At 46.6% G+C, this 15,206-nt stretch carries 12 protein-coding genes; 3 read left to right on the forward strand and 9 right to left on the reverse strand.

Features of this window, described 5'->3' with window-relative positions:
- Nucleotides 1-97: 97 nt before the first annotated feature.
- A complete protein-coding gene (gene glmU / locus L3V36_RS21780; RefSeq protein WP_004735743.1) occupies nt 98-1,456 on the forward strand; it encodes a bifunctional UDP-N-acetylglucosamine diphosphorylase/glucosamine-1-phosphate N-acetyltransferase GlmU in 1,359 nt (452 codons plus the stop codon).
- 127 nt (nt 1,457-1,583) lie between these two features.
- Here the strand turns inward: glmU and punC are convergent, their stop codons facing one another.
- A complete protein-coding gene (gene punC / locus L3V36_RS21785; protein ID WP_054548319.1) occupies nt 1,584-2,795 on the reverse strand; it encodes a purine nucleoside transporter PunC in 1,212 nt (403 codons plus the stop codon).
- A gap of 163 nt (nt 2,796-2,958) precedes the next feature.
- Between punC and punR the strand changes: the two genes are divergently transcribed.
- On the forward strand, nt 2,959-3,873 hold the full coding sequence (gene punR / locus L3V36_RS21790; protein ID WP_102446667.1) for a DNA-binding transcriptional activator PunR: 915 nt from the start codon (nt 2,959-2,961) through the stop codon (nt 3,871-3,873).
- 97 nt (nt 3,874-3,970) lie between these two features.
- Here punR and ilvA read toward each other — a convergent pair whose 3' ends face one another.
- The 5 genes from ilvA to ilvG are packed head-to-tail and all read right to left on the reverse strand — an operon-like array spanning nt 3,971 to nt 10,306.
- Nucleotides 3,971-5,515: a threonine ammonia-lyase, biosynthetic gene (gene ilvA, locus L3V36_RS21795; protein WP_208775657.1), complete on the reverse strand. Its 1,545-nt coding sequence runs from the start codon at nt 5,513-5,515 to the stop codon at nt 3,971-3,973.
- A gap of 2 nt (nt 5,516-5,517) precedes the next feature.
- Nucleotides 5,518-7,359: a dihydroxy-acid dehydratase gene (gene ilvD / locus L3V36_RS21800; protein WP_086050351.1), complete on the reverse strand. Its 1,842-nt coding sequence runs from the start codon at nt 7,357-7,359 to the stop codon at nt 5,518-5,520.
- Between the two features lie 33 nt (nt 7,360-7,392).
- On the reverse strand, nt 7,393-8,361 hold the full coding sequence (locus tag L3V36_RS21805) for a branched-chain amino acid transaminase (protein ID WP_004735750.1): 969 nt from the start codon (nt 8,359-8,361) through the stop codon (nt 7,393-7,395).
- A gap of 12 nt (nt 8,362-8,373) precedes the next feature.
- Nucleotides 8,374-8,658, reverse strand: a complete 285-nt coding sequence (gene ilvM / locus L3V36_RS21810) for an acetolactate synthase 2 small subunit (protein ID WP_017077311.1) — start codon at nt 8,656-8,658, stop codon at nt 8,374-8,376.
- A 1-nt stretch (nt 8,659) separates the two neighbouring features.
- Nucleotides 8,660-10,306: an acetolactate synthase 2 catalytic subunit gene (gene ilvG, locus L3V36_RS21815; RefSeq protein ID WP_004735752.1), complete on the reverse strand. Its 1,647-nt coding sequence runs from the start codon at nt 10,304-10,306 to the stop codon at nt 8,660-8,662.
- Nucleotides 10,307-10,778: 472 nt separating this feature from the next.
- On the opposite strand from ilvG, the gene L3V36_RS21820 reads away from it, so the two are divergent.
- Nucleotides 10,779-12,302 carry a YifB family Mg chelatase-like AAA ATPase gene (locus L3V36_RS21820; RefSeq protein WP_102501391.1) on the forward strand — a complete coding sequence of 508 codons (1,524 nt, stop codon included), beginning with the start codon at nt 10,779-10,781 and terminating at the stop codon, nt 12,300-12,302.
- 127 nt (nt 12,303-12,429) lie between these two features.
- On the opposite strand, the gene L3V36_RS21825 is transcribed toward L3V36_RS21820, so the two are convergent.
- From L3V36_RS21825 to L3V36_RS21835, 3 genes are all read right to left on the reverse strand, one after another.
- Nucleotides 12,430-13,386: a DUF2860 domain-containing protein gene (locus L3V36_RS21825; RefSeq protein WP_208775656.1), complete on the reverse strand. Its 957-nt coding sequence runs from the start codon at nt 13,384-13,386 to the stop codon at nt 12,430-12,432.
- A gap of 139 nt (nt 13,387-13,525) precedes the next feature.
- Complete coding sequence (locus L3V36_RS21830) at nt 13,526-14,125, reverse strand: thiol:disulfide interchange protein DsbA/DsbL (RefSeq protein WP_004735755.1); 600 nt, start codon at nt 14,123-14,125, stop codon at nt 13,526-13,528.
- A gap of 55 nt (nt 14,126-14,180) precedes the next feature.
- Nucleotides 14,181-15,167, reverse strand: coding sequence for a serine/threonine protein kinase (locus L3V36_RS21835; protein WP_004735756.1), 987 nt, complete (start codon nt 15,165-15,167; stop codon nt 14,181-14,183).
- Nucleotides 15,168-15,206 lie beyond the last annotated feature (39 nt).

A 15,206-nucleotide genomic window follows, 5' to 3' on the forward strand; every position in this document is an offset into this window, starting at 1 on the left:
CGTATCAGTACTGGTTAAATAGCTATTACAATTTAATTTGTTAGCTAAAAACGGTTACAATATCGGCTTAATAAAAATAATGTTGGATAGGTTTACAATGAAGTTTAGCGCGGTAATTCTCGCAGCGGGCAAAGGCACTCGCATGTATTCAAACACACCAAAGGTTCTGCACACGCTTGCGGGTAAGCCGATGGTTAAACATGTTATTGATACTTGTAACGGCTTAGGCGCTCAAAACATCAACTTGGTTTACGGTCACGGTGGTGATCAGATGAAGGCTACTTTAGCTGAAGAATCGGTAAACTGGGCACTGCAAGCTGAGCAGTTGGGTACTGGCCACGCTGTGGATCAGGCATCTGCACATTTCGCTGATGATGAAAAAGTACTTGTGCTATACGGTGATGTTCCATTGATTTCACCTCAAACCATTGAAAACCTATTAGACGCTCAACCAAACGGTGGCATCGCGCTACTTACGGTCGTGTTAGACAACCCAATGGGCTACGGTCGTATTATTCGTCGTAATGGTCCTGTTGTTGCTATCGTTGAACAAAAAGATGCAACCGATGAGCAGAAGCTTATCAAAGAGATCAACACTGGCGTTATGGTGGCTACTGGTGGCGATCTGAAGCGTTGGTTGTCTGGCTTAAGCAACGATAACGCACAAGGTGAATACTACCTGACTGACGTTATTGCAGCGGCTCACGATGAAGGTCGTGCTGTAGAAGCAGTACACCCAGTAAGCCCTATTGAAGTTGAAGGCGTGAACGACCGCTCTCAACTGGCTCGTTTAGAACGCGCTTATCAAGCTGAGCAAGCAGACAAACTATTGAAGCAAGGCGTTATGCTACGTGACCCAAGCCGCTTTGATCTACGCGGTGAATTGCAGTGCGGTATGGATGTTGAGATTGATACTAACGTTATCATCGAAGGCAGCGTAAGCATTGGCGACAACGTGGTTATCGGTACCGGTTGTGTATTGAAAGACTGTGAGATCGATGACAACACCATCGTGCGTCCATACAGTGTAATTGAAGGTGCAACGGTCGGTGAAGACTGTACGGTTGGTCCTTTCACTCGTCTACGTCCTGGTGCTGACATGCGTAATAACTCGCACGTTGGTAACTTTGTCGAAATGAAGAACACTCGCCTTGGTGAAGGCTCTAAAGCGAATCACCTAACGTACTTAGGCGATGCTGAAATTGGTCAGCGCGTAAACGTGGGTGCAGGTGCTATCACTTGTAACTATGATGGCGCAAACAAGTTTAAGACCATCATCGGCGATGACGTATTCGTTGGCTCAGATAGTCAATTAATTGCTCCAGTTACTATTGGTAATGGCGCTACCGTTGGTGCTGGCTCTACAGTAACTCGTGATGTTGCTGAAAATGAGTTAGTTATCAGCCGTGCTAAAGAACGTAAGATTGCTGATTGGAAACGTCCAACTAAGAAGTAAGTACTAACGTCCAAAAGATATTCTGATACAAGCCAGTAGCAATGCCACTGGCTGCTTTCTAAATAACTTTAGATATAAAAAAAGAGCGAGATTACTCGCTCTTTTTTTGTTTTCGTTAAACGAGAAACTAGTCTTGCTTATCGTCAGCAACCACTCGAGAGTTATCCGGTGTTGCGAAGTGTTCAGAAAGCTCTTTGTTCGAAACAATATAGCCAATCCACAATGCACCTAAACAAATCACTACCGCGATACCTGTTGCGCTTAGTGCTTGGCTTGCCATTGCTGCAACCAATGCACTTGCTAGGCCACTAATACTGATTTGCAGGCTGTTTTGTAAGCCAGCCGCTGTCGCAGGGCTTTGTTTCGCGCTTGATAGGGCACGGTTTACTACGATTGGGTAAAGTGCGCCATTCGCTACGGCAATTAGACAGAAAGGTGCGAGTAGAGGCCAGATTGAAGTCAGTTCCCATTGTGATGCAATGAAAATCAGTAATGCGGCAACACTAAACAAACCAATAAGATTTCTTAGTACGACACCATCGCCATACTTCTTCACTGCCTGCTTACCGAAGTAACCACCCGCCATGAATGCGATTGTCTGTGGGATAAAGCTCAAGCCGATGTCTTTTGCTTCATAACCCAGTTGGGCCATGATCTCTGGCATACCGGTTAGGTAAGCGAAGAACGCTGCTGACGCTGAAGCAAACATCAACACATTACCCATGTAAGGCTTTGAATGAAGCAGTGCTTTGATATCGGTTTTGATCGACGTTTGTTTTACTTCTGGCGCTTCTTTTGGTTGAGCCATGGTCGTTGCGATCAACAATGCGCCCATTAGCGTCAGTGTGATAAAGATACTGTGCCAACCAAAGCTGTCTGCTAGCAACACACCCAGTTGCGGTGCTAATGCTGGAGATAGCGCTACTAGAGGCATGATAGTCGCAAAAATTTGCTGGCTGCTGCTTTGAGAGTAACGCTTAATAACCATTGCTTGCCAGATTACCGCAGGCGCACACACACCGATCGCTTGAATGAAGCGCAGCGTTAGTAGGTGCCATACTTCGGTACTGAATGCTAAGCCGAATGAAGCTGCAGTAAAGATAACAAGACCAACCGCTAGTGTATTACGGTGACCATACTTGTCACTCGCCAGACCCCAAAGAAGCTGACCCATTGCCATACCACCAAGGAATACGGTTAGAGACAGAGCTATCTGCTCTGGACCGGTTGCAAAATCGACTTCCATTGCCTTAAATGCAGGAAGGTACATATCGGTCGCAATAAAGCCAAGCATAGAAAGAACTGCAAGGTAGACCAATTGAAATTTAGAAATATTCATAAGATGCCATTAAGCTAAAGGTAGTGATGTTTTTATCATCAAAAAAATTGTTAGATACTCAGGAGAAAGAACCCCTGTTTATTTATGCTGACATTCTATTTTTCATAGCTGATAAAATAAAACGCTAAAATATGTAGTTATCAATCAAAAAATTTGAAGGCTTATGTTCTCTAAATCCTCGTTAGAAATGCTTGATACCGTTGCTCGCTTGGGCAGCTTTACTGCGGCTGCAGAGCAATTGCACAAAGTACCATCGGCGATCAGCTATGGGGTTAGGCAGGTAGAGCAAGAGCTTGATGTTCTACTTTTCAGACGCTTACCAAGAAAAGTAGAGCTGACGCCTGCTGGGGAGTTGTTTATTCAAGAGGCTCGTCAACTGCTGAGACAGATGGAAGAACTCAGTGCGCAAACTCGCCGAGCTGCGCGTGGTTGGAAGAAAACCTTACGTCTAACCCTTGATAACGTGGTTAAGCTCGACAAGATGAAGCCGATGATTGAAGAGTTTTATCAAACCTTTGAGTTCGCTGAGCTGCAGATCAACATGGAAGTGTTTAATGGCTCTTGGGAAGCTATTGCACAGGGCAGGGCTGATGTCGTCATTGGAGCCACTTCGGCTATTCCGGTTGGCGGTGACTTTGAAGTTAAGGATATGGGGCGGTTAGATTGGGCATTTGTGATGTCACCCAGTCACCCATGTGTGCGAGAGCAAAACCTTAATGAAGCCTTTGTTAGCCAGTATCCCGCGATCTGTTTGGATGATACTTCTAGCGTATTGCCTAAGCGCCATACTGGCCACTATGCGAGTCAGAGACGTCTTCTATTACCTAATTGGTACAGTGCGATAGAGTGCCTCAAGAATGGTGTTGGGGTGGGCTACATGCCAAGGCATATTGCCGCGCCTATTATCGAACAAGGCTTGCTGGTGGAAAAAATATTACCAGAGCCTAGCCCACAGAGTCACTGTTGTTTGGTTTGGAGAAAAGATGACAACCATAAATTGATCGAATGGATGGTCAAATATCTAGGATCAAGTGAACAGCTTCACCAAGATTGGTTGGATCATCGTAAAGCACTTTAATGATCTATTTAAAATAGGATCGTGTGAGGTTTATCGGAAACACTCAAATAAAAAGAGCGAGTTAATACTCGCTCTTTTTGGTTCGATAGCTTAACTCTTAAGACAAGAAGAACTTGTAGGAAGGGTTATCGGTTTCATCTTTGCATTGGTAGCCAAGTTCTTCTAAGTGTGTAGAGAACTGAGCTAAATCATCATCACCGAGTTCGAAGCCACACAGCACTCGACCGTAATCGGCACCATGGTTACGATAGTTGAACAGGCTGATATTCCAGTGAGTCCCTAAGGTATCAAGGAATTTAATCAATGCACCTGGGTATTCAGGAAACTCAAAGCTGTAAAGACGTTCTTTCAATGGCTTCGATGGTTTACCGCCAATCATGTAACGAATGTGCAGCTTTGCCATCTCGTCATCAGACAAGTCGACAACCGCGTAGTCACCCTCACGTAAGTCATTGATGATGTGTTCGAGCTCTTCTTGTCCACCTTGTAGACGTACACCAACGAAGATATTCGCCAGGCTTTCGTCGTTGTGGCGGTAGTTAAACTCAGTCACCGCTCGACCACCAATAATGTTACAGAACTCTAGGAACGCACCTTGTCGCTCTGGAATCGTTACCGCAAGTAGACCTTCTCGCTTCTCACCCAATTCACAACGCTCAGAGACATAACGTAGACCGTGGAAGTTGGTGTTTGCACCAGACAATACCGTCGCCAATTGCTTATCTTGCAGTTTGTTTTGTTCTGCAAACTTCTTAAGGCCTGCCAGAGCAAGCGCTCCTGAAGGCTCAGCAATCGCACGGGTGTCTTCAAAGATGTCCTTTACTGCAGAGCAGATTTCATCGCTAGAGACGGTAATATGACCATCAATGTACTGTTGGCAAAGACGGAAGGTTTCTTCACCTATGCGTTTAACCGCAACACCATCAGCAAACATGCTGACCTGATCCAGTACCACTGGTTCACCCGCCTCCAGTGCTGCTTTCAAGCAAGCCGAGTCTTCAGGCTCTACCGCAATCACTTTAATCTCTGGCATCAGTTGTTTGATAAGCACTGCAACACCAGCGGCTAAGCCACCACCACCTACCGGCACAAAGATATAATCCATGTGGCCATTTTGCTGCAGCATCTCCATGCCCATAGTGCCTTGCCCAGCAATCACGAGTGGGTGATCGAAAGGAGGAACAAAGGTGAAGCCATGTTCAGCCGACAGACGCTCCGCTTCCGCTTTCGCTTCATCGAAATTGCTGCCGTGTAAAACGACCTTACCGCCAAATCCGCGTACTGCATCGACCTTGATATCCGGTGTCGTTTTTGGCATCACGATCGTGGTTTGAATGCCCAGCTTAGAGCCAGATAGCGCCATACCTTGTGCGTGATTCCCTGCGGATGCTGCGATAACACCGGCTGCTTTCTGTTGTTCAGAAAGGCTTGAAACCATGTTGTAAGCACCGCGCAGCTTAAACGAGTGTACCGGCTGACGGTCTTCTCGTTTTAGCTGAACCTGATTACCGATACGAGCGCTTAAGCGTGGCATATCTTGCAGAGGTGTCACGATTGCCGCTTCGTAAACCGGCGCTCTCAGGATCTGGCGCAGATAATCTGCGCCACTTTGTTTTTTGGGACTGGAGGTGTCATCACTCATAGTTAGCCCTCAAGCTTAGACTTATCACGCACAGCGCCTTTGTCGGCACTTGTTGCCATACTTGCGTAAGCTTTTAGTGCGAAAGACACTTCACGTTGACGGTTTTCTGGTTTCCAGCCTAATGCATCTTGTTTTTCACGGCGTGCTGCTAGTTCATCTTCAGCCACATCAAGCGTGATTGAGCGGTTAGGGATATCGATAGTGATGATATCGCCAGTGTTCACTAGACCAATTACGCCGCCGCTTGCTGCTTCTGGAGAAGCGTGACCGATAGAAAGACCTGATGTACCACCAGAGAAACGACCATCGGTTAGAAGAGCGCAAGACTTGCCTAGACCCATCGATTTTAGGTAAGTCGTTGGGTAGAGCATTTCTTGCATACCCGGGCCGCCTTTAGGACCTTCGTAACGAATGACAACTACTTCGCCTGCTTTTACTTTACCCGCTAAGATGCCTTCTACTGCCGTATCTTGGCTTTCGAATACGATTGCAGGACCTTGGAATTTAAGGTTTTCTTCATCAACACCCGCGGTCTTAACGATACAACCATCAACGGCGATGTTACCTGAAAGTACCGCTAGGCCACCTTCTTGGCTGAATGCGTTTTCTTTGGTACGAATACAACCTTCTTTGCGGTCGTCATCTAGACGATCCCAACGGCAATCTTGTGAGAAAGCTTTGGTGGTACGGATGCCCGCAGGACCTGCACGGAAGAACTTAAGCACGGCTTCGTCTTCTGTTTGCATGATGTCGTATTGAGCGAGCTGCTCTTGCATGCTTAGGCCGAGTACGGTGCGAGTTTGATTATTCAGTAGGCCAGCACGATCAAGCTCACCTAGGATAGCCATTACGCCACCAGCACGGTGAACGTCTTCCATGTGGTATTTCGGTGTTGAAGGAGCAACCTTACATAGGTGTGGAACGCGACGAGACATCGCATCGATATCATCCATATCAAAATCAATGTCACCTTCTTGAGCGGCTGCTAAAAGGTGAAGTACTGTGTTACTTGAGCCACCCATTGCGATATCAAGCGCCATAGCATTATCAAAGGCTGCGCGATTTGCGATGTTGCGAGGCAGTGCTGACTCGTCATCTTGCTCGTAGTAACGCTTGGTTAGATCAACGATGCGTTTACCAGCGTTGATGAATAGCTCTTCACGGTCTGCGTGCGTCGCCAACATTGAACCGTTACCCGGTTGAGATAGGCCAAGTGCTTCTGTTAGACAGTTCATTGAGTTTGCTGTGAACATACCTGAACATGAACCACAGGTTGGACATGCAGAACGTTCTACTTGCTCACTTTGCTCGTCTGAAATCGTTGGATCGGCACCTTGGATCATTGCGTCAACAAGGTCGAGCTTGATGATTTGATCTGAAAGCTTGGTTTTACCTGCTTCCATTGGGCCGCCTGATACAAAGATCACTGGGATGTTAAGGCGCATTGCTGCCATCATCATTCCCGGAGTGATTTTGTCACAGTTTGAGATACACACCATTGCATCCGCACAGTGTGCATTGACCATGTATTCTACTGAGTCTGCGATAAGCTCACGTGATGGCAGTGAGTACAGCATGCCGCCGTGACCCATTGCGATACCATCATCGACCGCGATGGTGTTGAATTCTTTTGCGATACCACCCGCTTTCTCGATTTCACCCGCAACCAGCTGACCCATATCTTTAAGGTGAACGTGGCCTGGAACAAATTGAGTGAAAGAGTTTACAACCGCGATGATCGGCTTACCGAAGTCATCATCTTTAACGCCAGTTGCACGCCATAAAGCGCGCGCACCAGCCATGTTGCGTCCGTGGGTTGTCGTTGCTGAACGATAGATTGGCATTGTTTAAATCCTTATAAAATATTTGGCTGTTGCTTACTTATTTGTTTGTGTTTGGCTTTCTGACGCATGGTCTGCTGGATAAACGTAGTCTAACCAGCCCCATTTATCTTCAGTGGTTCCATTGAATAAACCAAAGTAAGCTGCTTGAACTTTTTCAGTGATAGGACCGCGTTTGCCTTCACCTACTGTAATTTTGTCTACACTGCGAACCGGAACGATCTCTGCAGCTGTGCCTGTCATGAATACTTCATCGGCAAGGTATAGCGCTTCACGAGCAATGTTCTCTTCACGGATTTCGTAACCCATGTCTTTTGCTAGTGTCATGATTGAATCACGGGTGATGCCCGGTAAAATCGCGCTGGTTGCTGGTGGTGTTGATAACACACCGTTACGAATCACAAAGATGTTCTCGCCAGCACCTTCTGAAAGGTAACCATCGACGCTCAGTGCGATACCTTCATCGTAACCATGACGACGAGCTTCACCACCAACCAGTAATGAAGATAGGTAGTTACCACCAGCTTTCGCAGCGGTAGGGATAGTATTTGGAGCGGCACGATTCCAGCTTGAAATCATCGCATCTACACCATTCTCTAGCGCTTCTTCACCTAGGTAAGAACCCCAAGGGAACGCAGCGATGATCAGATCCATCTCAGTATTTTCTGGCGGACACACACCCAAACCAACATTACCTACAAAGCCCAGTGGGCGTATGTACGCAGACTGTAGCTTATTTTGGCGTAGCGTTTCGCGAGTCGCTTCCATAATTTCTTCCTCAGTAAAGGGAATAGGGAAGCGGTAGATTTTCGCTGAGTCTTTTAGGCGTCTTGCATGCTCTGGGTGACGGAAGATTACCGGCCCTTTTGGCGTGTTGTAACAACGAACGCCTTCAAACACCGAAGTACCGTAGTGCATTGCGTGAGTCAGGACGTGAACGTTCGCCTCTGCCCAAGGAACCATTTCACCGTTAAACCAAATATAGTCTGCTGTTTTAGCTGTCATGTTTGCGGTTCCTTATGCGTTTATCTTTTGCTGTAAGTTGTTGTTTGGCAACTCATTACGACTGATAGAGATAACGTCAACGGAACGTACATCCCACAGTTTTTCGATTTGATTCACCAAAAAAGAGATCGGACGGTCACTGTCGACAATGATCTCTACACTCGCCACTTTGCTTTCGTGGTTTTGAGTGCCCGCAACTTGCTTAACGATGAAGCCACGGTGACGGATAACACGAAGAACACGCTCTAGTAGTACTGGCTTATCATCGGCTTTGATGTCTAATAGGTATCTTTTCATGTTATGTGTTCTCCAACATCTCACTGTTTGAAGCACCTGGCGGTACTAGTGGCCATACGTTTTCTTCTTCATCGATAAGGACGTGAAGTAGGTAAGCAGTTTTGCTTTCTAGCATCTCTTTCAATGCTGGCTCTACTTCTTCTTTACGCGTGATGGTTTTGCCCGGGATATCAAATGCTTTCGCGAGCATGACGAAGTCAGGATTGTCATCCAAGATGGTTTCACTGTGTCGGCCATCAAAGAACAGAGATTGCCATTGGCGAACCATGCCCAAGCGAGAGTTATTCAGAAGCACCATCTTCACTGGGATCTGACGACGCTTTAGCGTGCCAAGCTCTTGTATGTTCATCATGAATGAACCATCACCAGAGATAAGAATCGATTGGTCATCAGGACGACCAACCGATGCACCCATAGCGGCTGGTAAACCAAAGCCCATAGTGCCTAGACCGGCTGAGGTGATGAAGTTTTGAGGATCGCGAGGCTGAATGTGCTGAGCGGCCCACATCTGATGTTGGCCAACATCCGTCGAAATGATAGAGCTTGCTGGCATCATGTCTGATAGCTGCTTTAGCAGTAGTGGAGCAAAGATCAGATCACCTGGGTGGTCGTAGCGCCACTTGAATGAGCTACGAAGGCCTTCTGAGTGGTGAACCCAAGATGAGATGTCTTGGCTCAGTTCTAGTTGAGGCAGGATCTTGTTGATGTCACCGCGAATTGGCGCATCAGCAAGGCGCAGCTTACTGAACTCTGCCGCATCGATATCGATATGGATAACTTTTGCGTGAGGAGCAAAAGTATCAAGCTTGCCTGTTACTCGGTCATCAAAACGAGCGCCAACAACAATCAACAGGTCACTTTCTTGAACCACTAGGTTAGCGGCTTTAGTGCCGTGCATACCAAGCATGCCAAGGTAGTGCGGGTCGTCACGTTCGATAGTGCCTAAGCCTTTCAGTGTGCTTACGGCCGGCATTGGGTTAAGGCGTAAAAACTCGCGAACTGCATCGGTTGCTTTCGCCAGTTGAACGCCACCACCTACGTATAAAACAGGACGAGTCGCTTGAGACAGGAAGTACTGAGCTTGCTCAATAGCATCCGTTGTCACAACAGGAATGGCTGGTGGTGTAAATTCAGGAAGAATTTTTACAGGGGATTCGGCTAGTTGAACATCTTTAGCGATATCGACAATAACCGGACCGGGACGCCCTGCTTTTGCAACGATAAATGCTTCAGCCAATGTTGGCGCAAGATCTTCAATATCGGTAACGAGGTAGCTGTGTTTAGTACATGACAGAGACATACCAATCACATCCATTTCTTGGAATGCATCGGTACCGATGTGGGAGCTAGCAACTTGACCTGTGATAGCGACGAGTGGGATGGAGTCCATAAAGGCATCAGCAAGACCTGTTACTAGGTTAGTCGCGCCTGGGCCTGAGGTTGCCATACAAACAGCCACGTCTTGTGTTGCACGCGCCATACCAATGGCAGCCATTGCAGCACCTTGTTCATGGCGACAAAGGATGTGTTCAACACCGCCGTCATAAAGTGCATCGTAGATTGGCATGATGGCACCACCTGGGTAACCAAATACGGTCTCAATGCCTTGTTGCTTGAGTGCGGATACGACTAGTTCTGCGCCTTTCATCGTAATCCCTCCGTATTACCTTTATTTTGGTCATTGTTTCCGTTGTCTTTGCACATCTTGTGCTCCCATTCTTCCTGTAAATCGGCAAGGCCGAAAATAATAAAAATTATAAAAATCGAATCGCTAAATTAGAAAAAACCCCCGGACTTTTCAGTGCGGGGGTTTTTTCTAATTCGTGGTTACTTTCTTCCCACTCGCCCCCGCGCAGTCTTAATAATGACTACGATAATCAGGTTAATCAGTGCGTAAATGCGAGCGTTAAAAATCATAATATTCGAGTTTTCTCGTTTATTGTCTTCAGTAAAAGTCTACATCTCTAGTGTTATCACACAAATCTGCAGTATGACAAGGAAAATGTCATTCTTTTTTCACATTAAAACACCATTCCACCAAGCTATATAACAACCTTATCGCTTTGGTGAGCAACGAATACCCAGAGCGAATACTTTTAAATCAAAGACAAAGGAAAGTTATGGGACTCGCGATAATTCACAGCCGGGCTAGTGTGGGAGTAGAGGCACCAGAAGTGACCGTTGAAGTGCATATAAGCAACGGTATGCCTGGGTTTACATTGGTGGGGCTACCTGAAACGACGGTCAAAGAATCTAAAGATCGAGTCAGGAGTGCCATCATCAACTCTCGCTTTGAATTTCCTTCGAAAAGGATCACGGTCAACCTCGCGCCTGCTGATTTACCCAAAGAGGGTGGACGTTTCGATCTGCCAATCGCGCTTGGGATTTTGGTGGCGTCAGATCAGCTTCCGACATCAAAAATAGCTCAACATGAATTTATCGGTGAGTTGGCATTGTCAGGAGAACTTCGCTCGGTAAAGGGCGTTTTGCCTGCGACGTTAGCCGCCGATAGTGTCGAACGATGCTTAGTGGTTCCACACCACAATGGTGATCAGGCAGCCTTAGTCGGCAAGGGGGCCCATAAATCAGCGCAAACCTTGCTAGAGGTTTGTGCGGATATGTGTGGCCAGGCTCAGCTTGGTTTATATCGAACCGAGCATCATCATGTCGATGTGTCTGATAATCGTGACTTACAAGATATTATTGGCCAGCAGCAAGGTAAGCGAGCACTGGAGATCGCCGCAGCGGGCAACCATAACCTGCTTTTTCTCGGCCCGCCCGGAACTGGAAAAACCATGTTGGCTTCTCGATTGCGCGATTTGTTACCTGAGATGAGTGATGACGAGGCGATGGAAACGGCTTCGGTGGCTTCTTTAACGCAACAAGAGATCAATCAATACAACTGGAAACAACGACCTTTCCGTTCTCCACACCATTCGAGTTCGATGGCAGCATTGGTCGGTGGTGGCTCGATACCTCGCCCCGGTGAGATATCTTTGGCGCATAATGGCTTATTGTTTCTTGATGAGATGCCAGAGTTTGAGCGTAAGGTGCTTGATTCACTGCGAGAGCCGCTAGAGTCGGGTGAAATCATTATCTCCCGTGTCGCGGGTAAGACTCGCTTTCCTGCTCGCTTTCAATTAGTCGGTGCACTTAACCCAAGTCCAACAGGTTATTACGAGGGCAATCAAGCTCGAGCGAACCCGCAAATTATCCTGCGTTACCTCAACCGCTTATCTGGGCCATTGTTGGATAGATTCGATATGTCATTGGAGATCCCTCTATTGCCCAAAGGGATGTTAGCCGAAGGAGGCGATCGTGGAGAAACCACTCAAGTCGTGAAGCAACGAGTTAAACAAGCGCATCAGTTGATGTTATCTCGAAACCATAAGTCGAATGCACTGTTAGGTAGCCGAGAAATTGAAAAGTATTGCCCATTGCGACGCGAAGATGCGGAGTTTCTCGAGACCGCACTGCATCGATTGGGTTTATCGATTCGTGCCTATCATCGAATCATCAAGGTAGCGCGAACTATTGCAGACTTAGAGGGTAACGAGCAGATTGAAAAGAAGCATTTATCGGAGGCGCTTGGCTATCGAGCGATGGATCGCTTGCTGAAACAACTTTCAGCTCAAGCTGTGTAGTCATACCAATCGTAGTAAACAACGGGTCATTTATTTACTGTGATTGGTATAAAAACAAGAAAGCCTGCTTTTTACGCAGGCTTTCGTTGTTATGAACTAATGGTTATTAGCGAGCAGTAATGCCTAACTAGAACTTGTAGTTCAGACCGACTGAGACGATGTATTGTGATTCATCGTAGAAGGTTATATTCGAGTCGCTGGTACCGTAGCCTGCAAGAGAAACAAACGACCAGTTGTCCCAGTTCATGAATTGCTCATATTCATACGCGGCGAAAAGGTTAATGTTGTCATCGCTGCGAGTTTTGTCGTAAATCGAGTTGTTAGCATCGTAAGAACGTTGGTTGTAGCCTGCGGTTAATGCGTACTGATGACGGCCCATGCCACCAAACAAACTCACTTCACCACCAAACTGGTCGTAAGACTCAGCGTTACCGTCGGCATCTCTGGTTTGATAAATGATCGATGGGATAAGCATCATGGTGCGGCTCAATGGAACGCGGTATTGGCCTTTCAGGTAGAGAGTATTGGCATCTCGTTTGAGCTCTTGTTCTTGAATCTCATCATTGTCGACATCTTTAGTCGCGTAAGCCATGTCTAGCGAGAATGCAGAACCTGCGATGCTACTTAATTTCAAACGAAAGGCATTGCCGGTTTCATCGGTTTTGCTTCGAGCAACGCCTTCTGCGTAAGGGTTTGCCCAAGTTTCACCTGACATGATGGTTGGCAGAAGTGACGCGTCGATAGTCATGCCTGACTCTAATTGGTATTTATAGCCAACCTCCAGCACAACAGTACCGGTTGCCACATCATCACGAGCGGTACCTGTGTACACCTGGTGATTTAGCTTCTCACCAAAGGTGTAAGCGACACTGCCTAAAGGTGCGACAAGAAATGAGCTCTCAGATGAGGCTTTCTGTGTATTTGACGAAATGGTGCTATCAGCATCGGTATTAAAGTTTGAGGTGGAAGAAGCAACCCCGGTATTGATAGATATTTCACCACTGAAACCTTGTTCGCCTGCAAGCTTGGCAAAAGCGGGAGAGGCTGCAACGCTCAATGCGAGAAGAGTTATTTTTATTTTCATTCAAGGGCTCCTTGCCCACCGGTTCTTAGGACGGGTTATTAATAGCAGTAAAGCTTTAAATTTCCAGGTTAATTATTTATCAATGATGATTTTTGAACAAGCAAAAAAAAGGAAGCCGAAGCTTCCTTTAATCATTACCTTACTTCTTTAATAAGAAGTTAACCAGCTCGAAGTACTCATCGAGAGAGTTAATGCCTTGAGCGTCAATCAGGTAGCGGTTGTTTACTACAACTGCTGGAACGCCTGACAAGCCGCTGTCTTTGAATGCTTTGTCGAAACGACGAACCATAGAATCTACTGCAAAGCCGTTGTATGCCGCATCGAATTTCTTAGCATCAACGCCTTCATCTAGGAAGATTTGACGCAGTTCTGCTTCATCGCGTGGTGGCTTGTTCATGGTGTGGATGCGGTTAAACATCACTGGCACCATTTTATCTTCAACTTTCAGTGCAATCATGGTCGCGTAAGCTTTGCTCATTGGCAGACCCATGTTGCCACCCATGAATGATACATGGTTCTTCTGTAGCTTAGCGTCTTTAGGTAGCTGTTGTTTTAGCTGCTGGATGATTGGCTCAAAGCTATTACAGTGTGGGCAGTAAAAAGAGAAGAACTCTGTCACCATTGGTTTTTTTGATGCTTCTAGATCGAGAACTTTGTAGTGTTCACCTTCGTTAAATTTCGCAGCGTGAGCTGAAAGGCTCAACATGATCAATGAGAAAAATGCGAATAGCTTTTTCATTTATCCAATCTCCATTATGTTTGAATTTTTATCTAGTTGTATGTTGCGATTGCTGTTACCACTGAGGCATTAACGAAAGTGGTGGCTCTTGCAGGGTAGCAATTTGCTCTTTACAAGCAAGTACTTGTTGCTCCCAATATTTCGGATCATTAAACCATGGGAAGGCCAAAGGAAACGCCGGATCGTGCCATCGTTTCGCCAACCATGCCATGTAATGCACCATACGTAGACCGCGCAGAGGTTCGATTAGTTTCAGTTGCGCGGTATTAAAATCGCAAAACTCTTGATAACTCTCTAGCAGAATATCCAGTTGCATCATTTTATCTTGGCGTTCGCCGTTAAGCAGCATCCACAGATCTTGAACAGCAGGACCATTACGCGCGTCATCAAGATCGACGAACATTGGCCCGTCGCGCCACAAGATATTGCCCGGGTGGCAGTCGCCATGGAGACGAATGTTGTCAATGTTACTTGGCCACTGGCTCTCTAGCTCTTTGATCAGAAGGTCGACGTCATTGAAGAACGCGTTCTCTAGGTGCGTTGGGATAAACTGAGAGTTCTCTAGAATCTTACGTGGCTGATAAAGGTATTCATCTAAGCTGATGGTCGGGCGATGCTGAAATGTTCTTCCAGCACTGGCTTTATGAATACGACCAAGGAAGCGTCCAACGCCTTCCAATTGATCTAGATTGTCGACTTCATATTGTCTGCCACCGACGCTTTCAAACAGTGCAAATAGATAGCCTTGATATTCATGCAAGGTTGCGCCGTTGATTCGCATAGGTGGAGCAACCGGTAACTCTTGTTCGATCAGCTCTAACGCGAAGTCGTGCTCTTCTTGGATCTGTGCGGTGTTCCAACGCTGCGGACGATAAAACTTAACGACGTAGCGTTTACGGTCTTCATCGGTGAATTGATACACCCGGTTTTCGTAGCTGTTGAGAGCGAGAAGCCCGGATTCAGCACGAACTCCAATGCTCTCCAGTGCGTACCACATGAAGTCAGGAGTCAGGTTATCAAAGTTAAAGGCTTGCATCGTCATAGAATAAAAAAGGCTCATTACTGAGCCTTTTTCCATTTA

Origin of the sequence: Vibrio sp. G-C-1 (genome assembly GCF_021728015.1) — a bacterium.
In the GTDB taxonomy this organism is placed as follows: Bacteria; Pseudomonadota; Gammaproteobacteria; order Enterobacterales; family Vibrionaceae; genus Vibrio; species Vibrio splendidus.

Excerpts from the sequence above, each read along its gene's own strand:
- glmU (WP_004735743.1), top strand. The coding sequence starts at position 98 with ATGAAGTTTAGCGCGGTAATTCTCGCAGCGGGCAAAGGCACTCGCATG.
- punC (WP_054548319.1), bottom strand. The coding sequence starts at position 2,795 with ATGAATATTTCTAAATTTCAATTGGTCTACCTTGCAGTTCTTTCTATG.
- punR (WP_102446667.1), top strand. The coding sequence starts at position 2,959 with ATGTTCTCTAAATCCTCGTTAGAAATGCTTGATACCGTTGCTCGCTTG.
- ilvA (WP_208775657.1), bottom strand. The coding sequence starts at position 5,515 with ATGAGTGATGACACCTCCAGTCCCAAAAAACAAAGTGGCGCAGATTAT.
- ilvD (WP_086050351.1), bottom strand. The coding sequence starts at position 7,359 with ATGCCAATCTATCGTTCAGCAACGACAACCCACGGACGCAACATGGCT.
- L3V36_RS21805 (WP_004735750.1), bottom strand. The coding sequence starts at position 8,361 with ATGACAGCTAAAACAGCAGACTATATTTGGTTTAACGGTGAAATGGTT.
- ilvM (WP_017077311.1), bottom strand. The coding sequence starts at position 8,658 with ATGAAAAGATACCTATTAGACATCAAAGCCGATGATAAGCCAGTACTA.
- ilvG (WP_004735752.1), bottom strand. The coding sequence starts at position 10,306 with ATGAAAGGCGCAGAACTAGTCGTATCCGCACTCAAGCAACAAGGCATT.
- L3V36_RS21820 (WP_102501391.1), top strand. The coding sequence starts at position 10,779 with ATGGGACTCGCGATAATTCACAGCCGGGCTAGTGTGGGAGTAGAGGCA.
- L3V36_RS21825 (WP_208775656.1), bottom strand. The coding sequence starts at position 13,386 with ATGAAAATAAAAATAACTCTTCTCGCATTGAGCGTTGCAGCCTCTCCC.
- L3V36_RS21830 (WP_004735755.1), bottom strand. The coding sequence starts at position 14,125 with ATGAAAAAGCTATTCGCATTTTTCTCATTGATCATGTTGAGCCTTTCA.
- L3V36_RS21835 (WP_004735756.1), bottom strand. The coding sequence starts at position 15,167 with ATGACGATGCAAGCCTTTAACTTTGATAACCTGACTCCTGACTTCATG.